General features: G+C 66.9%; 1 protein-coding gene. It reads right to left on the bottom strand.

The window, feature by feature from the left end:
• A partial coding sequence (locus ACLJNW_RS28000; RefSeq protein ID WP_410961873.1) for a spore coat U domain-containing protein occupies positions 1-242 on the bottom strand: 242 nt, incomplete at both ends.

The following is a 242-nucleotide window of genomic DNA, read 5'->3' as shown; positions in this document are numbered from 1 at the left end:
CGCGTATACCGTGTAGGTCTGGGTGCTGGCGGGAAAGTTGGCGATGGTCCGCGCGAGTGCCCCGTTGCCCCAGACCTGGGAGTAGGCGGCATCCTGGTAGAGCTGGTAGGCGAGGGTCTCGTTACCGCTCACCCGCTTCAGGTAGCGCTGGCTGCTGCTGCCGCCATTGACCCCGTAGTCGAGGGCGACGGAGACGGTCATTCCCGGAGTGCAGGTCAGGACGATGGAGCCGGCCCCGGAGC

The organism is Salmonella sp. SAL4457 (genome assembly GCF_046548235.1).
Taxonomy (GTDB): domain Bacteria; phylum Pseudomonadota; class Gammaproteobacteria; order Enterobacterales; family Enterobacteriaceae; genus Salmonella; species Salmonella enterica.
Note: the sequence above shows the minus strand (reverse complement) of the source record. Positions and strands in the feature narration are given on the sequence as shown.